3 protein-coding genes are annotated in these 4,103 nt (G+C 63.2%); 1 reads left to right on the forward strand and 2 read right to left on the reverse strand.

Annotation, left to right across the window (positions count from 1 at the left end):
• Positions 1 to 213: 213 nt before the first annotated feature.
• Complete coding sequence (locus tag G3480_RS25275; protein ID WP_164656982.1) at positions 214 to 999, reverse strand: lipid-binding SYLF domain-containing protein; 786 nt, start codon at positions 997 to 999, stop codon at positions 214 to 216.
• A gap of 132 nt (positions 1,000 to 1,131) precedes the next feature.
• The gene (locus tag G3480_RS25280) at positions 1,132 to 2,460 is read right to left on the reverse strand and encodes an MFS transporter (protein WP_164656983.1); all 1,329 of its coding nucleotides are present in this window, start codon (positions 2,458 to 2,460) and stop codon (positions 1,132 to 1,134) included.
• A 303-nt stretch (positions 2,461 to 2,763) separates the two neighbouring features.
• On the opposite strand from G3480_RS25280, the gene G3480_RS25285 reads away from it, so the two are divergent.
• The gene (locus G3480_RS25285) at positions 2,764 to 3,693 is read left to right on the forward strand and encodes an exopolyphosphatase (protein WP_164656984.1); all 930 of its coding nucleotides are present in this window, start codon (positions 2,764 to 2,766) and stop codon (positions 3,691 to 3,693) included.
• The last annotated feature ends 410 nt before the right edge of the window (positions 3,694 to 4,103 follow it).

The following is a 4,103-nucleotide window of genomic DNA, read 5'->3' on the forward strand; positions in this document are numbered from 1 at the left end:
TCGGGATCGGGATCGGGATCGAACCGACGATAGCGATTCCGATCCCGATAGCGATCCCGATGGCATGACTCGTCGGTCTGAGGCGAAGCCTCCCTAAGAGTTTCCAGACAGCTTCTCAGCGCGTCCAGGGTGCCGCCCGGCAGCCGGCGGCGCTACCCGGAACGCAGGAAGCCCAGTCTGGGGCCTCGTCCAGGCTGGACTTCTTGCGTGTCTTCAGTTCAAGGCGTCGTCCGGCCAATACTTGGCCCCCGAGAGTTTGGCGGAGACCTTCCAGCCCTCTTTGGTTAGAACGAAGACCGCTCGCCCATCATCGAATCGCAGCGCGAGTTCTTCGCGGTCATCCTTGATCATGGTGCCGGCCTCGGCGGAGGCATCGAGCCCCTGGGTGATGAGCTTGTTGAAGGTGAAGGCATCCTTGACGAGGATGATGATGCGGGTGTCGAAGCCGCCGATGCCGAAGCTCAGCCCGACGCCCAGGCTGCCCATCTTCATATAGGTGCGTGCATCCGTGCTCAGATCGACCGCGACGCCGCGGCCATAGCCCCCGGAGACGCCGTAGCTCAGCTGCCTGGTGTCGAAGACGGCGTAGCCGGCACTGGACTCGATCAGGGGCGTGACCTGCGGCTTTTGCTCCTGTAGTTCCTGAATGGCCGTCTCGGCCATCGCGTCCAGCTTCGCTCGCGTTTCTTGGGGGGTGTCCTCGTCGCGCAAGTCCTGCTCGGCCTCTTCGAGCGAGGTCTGGGCCGAGTCGATGGCCTTGCCGGTCACATCACCGAGGGTATGCGCGGCCTTTCCTGCCGTTTCCGCGACCTTTTCGGCGGCCTTGGCGGCACGATCCTTCACATTGCCCAGAAAGGAGTCTTGAGCTGAGGCCGGCAGGATCACTGCCGCCGTCAGCACAAGCGTGGCTGCGAGCCCGATCGCAGCTTGAGGGACGATGCCCTTACCGGTCGCTTGGCGATGACCGGGCAAGGAATCAGTTTGAGGCAAAGGCGGCATGTCGGTGTCTCCTGTTTCCGTCTTGGTATCCCGCGGAGCGCGGGGCTGATGCTTGGTCACCCCCCAGTGCGCGCGGGCAGGCTCCTTGGCGCGGGCTTGAGCCGCTCAGGGTTGGTCCGAGTCCAGCTCATCTCATGATGCAGCTGTCTTCGGTGTCACCAAGGTCAGGTTTCGGCAGCCTGTCTCGCGCACGAAGAGCGCCCCGATCAGCCCCAGTAGCGCGAAGCCGGCGGAGAGCCAGAGTCCGTTGCGGAAGTCACTGAGCGCGTAGACGCGCAGATCGCCTTGCATGGCACCGTCCCAGGTCAGGTCCATGGCCCAGCCGAAAGCCGGCTGCATGATGGCCGCGCCCAGGAAGAGGCCGGTATTCACGAGCGCGATCGCCATACCGGCCACCCCTGGTCGCACCACCTCCTTGGCCGCCGCATAGCCAACGACGAAGCCGCCTGCCGCCAGCCCGAGCAGCGCGTAGAGGATGAGACCTGTCCAGCCAGGCCCCCAGGGTAGAAAGATGAGTGCCAGCCAGATGCTCACGGAGACTGCACTGGCGCCGACGATAACCACCTTGCGCCGACCCAGGTGATCGGACAAATAGCCCAGGGCGAGGCAGCCGACGGCGAATCCAGCGAGCGCCGCCGTGGTGTAGAGCGATGCCTGAGTGCGGTCCAGTCCGAAGCCATCGCGCATGAGTGGCACGCCCCAGAGGCCGGCGAAGGCGAAGAGGCTGCCGGTGATGCCAAACATGACGAAGAAGCTCGGCCAGACCGCAGGCGTGGTCATGACCCCGCGCAGGTCGTGCACCCAGTGACGGTCACGTGGCGGATGCGCTGGCAGGCCATCCAGCTCTTGGACCGAGGGCAGGCCAGCGTCCTGCGGCTTGCTGCGCACGACGATCGCGGTGATGACGGCCACCACCAGAGAGAGTAGGCCGATGCCGACGAAGACGCTGCGCCACGAGGTCGTCTGGAGGAGCAGCGCGAGCGGACCCGCGGCGAGGATGGAGCCGACGTTGCCGAGCAGCAGCGTCAGCCCGCTGATGGCACCGTAGTAGCGCTCACTGAACCACTGGGTGTTGGAGCGCATCAGCCCGACGAAGACGACGGAGACGCCCAGGCCGACGAGGAAGCGCCCGGTCGAGGCCATCTCGAAGGTCTCGGCTAGACCGAAGAGGATGGAGCCGAGCCCGGCCACCAAGCAGCCGACCGCAACGCTGATGCGCGATCCCAGGGTATCGGCGAGGACGCCCGAGGGGATCTGCATGGCGGTATAAATGTAGTAGTACATGGCCGCCAGCGAGCCCAGCGCGGCGCCGCTCGTCTGGAAGCTGGTCATGAGTTCCGCAGACACCACGCCTGGGGCCATACGGTGGAAGAAGACCATCATGTAGGCCAGCACGAGGATGGCGTAGATGGTCCAGCGCAGACGCTGGAAGCGCTGCCTAACGGCGGGATCGACGGACATGATGGGCCTTCGATGGTTGGTTTGAATGAATCCCCGCACACGCTGAGATGATCGGCCTCTAGGCCGATCAATCTGGACAGCGAGGCGGATGATGAAGCCTCGCGTGTTTCGGCTCGGTCCTCTATCCTTCTTCAGCGTCGCCCTGGAGGATGAGGCTCCGACGGGGCGGGCTCTGGCTTCAGCGGCATCGCAAAGAAGCCTGAGCACCGGGTCACAGACTCGCGCAGCTTGGGTAGTTTCACGAAAAGCGTCTAAGTATGATCACCGGATGCCAAATAGCGCCAGCCCGGCCGGAGGCCAATTATGCCAGAGCAGAAGTTCCGTCTCGTTACACGCAGTGATTTCGACGGCCTCGTCTGCGCCGTCCTGCTCAAGCACCTCGAACTCATCGAGGACATCAAGTTCGTTCACCCCAAGGACATGCAGGATGGCCTGATCGAGATCTCTGACAAGGACATCACCACCAATCTACCCTATGTGGACGGCGTCCATCTGGCCTTCGACCACCACTCGTCCGAGACCCTGCGGGTCGGCCAGCGCGACAATCACATCATCGATCCGGACGCCCCCTCGGCCGCCCGCGTCGTCTGGCGTCACTACGGCGGGCACGACGCCTTCCCGACCGGCTGGGATGAAATGATGGAGGCGGTCGACAAGGGCGACTCGGCGCAGTTTACGCAAGAAGAAGTGCTGGATCCCAAGGGCTGGGTGCTGCTCAATTTTCTGATGGACGCCCGCACCGGGCTCGGGCGTTTCCGCGAGTTCCGCATCTCCAACTACAGCCTAATGATGGACCTTATCGACTACTGCAAGGACCACGGCATCGAGCAGATCCTGGCGCTGCCGGACGTCAAGGAGCGCGTCGATCTCTACTTCGAGCAGGAGCCAAAGTTCAAGGAGCAGATCCAGCGCTGCGCGACTGTCCACGACAATCTCGTCGTCCTGGATCTGCGCGGTGAGGAGACCATCTGGGCAGGCAATCGCTTCGTCATCTATGCGCTCTTCCCGCAGTGCAACATCTCCATCCACGTGCTCTGGGGCCTGAAGCAGCAGAACACCGTCTTCGCCACTGGCAAGTCCATCTTCGACCGCGGCTCCAGGACCAATGTCGGTGAGCTGATGCTGGCCTATGGCGGCGGCGGGCATCATGCCGCCGGCACCTGTCAGGTCGAGAACGCCCGTGCCGCGCAGGTCCTAGAACAGTTGATCGACCGCATCACCGTCGACGGCTAACCTGCTTCAGGCTGGCTTTGTCTCCGCATCCGATGCGGCTCACGGCAGTTAGCGCCTAGAACCGCGCCAGAGGCCATGGGGCTGCCCCAAAGAGGGACAGCCCGCTTGCCGCTTGCGTCACAGCAGGCACCCCCTGTCCCTCACGCAGCGCTCTGCGCACCTGGCTGGATTAGAGCGCGCCTACCCACGGTTTGCCCGCCCTGGCCCGATTTGAGATCATCTCACGAGCATGGTGCTCACGTTGGGTGGATTTGTGCGCCGAGCCGGCGACCACCTGGATCCGCAGACGAACCCTGGTAGACGCCGATGTTCCCATTCAAGCTCAAGCTCCACTGCAGAACTCCTGACATACGCCCATTAACTCGCTGAAATGGTGTTATAATTCTGGCTTGAATCGATAAATAAATACG

Source organism: Thiorhodococcus mannitoliphagus (assembly GCF_010915725.1).
GTDB lineage: Bacteria > Pseudomonadota > Gammaproteobacteria > Chromatiales > Chromatiaceae > Thiorhodococcus > Thiorhodococcus mannitoliphagus.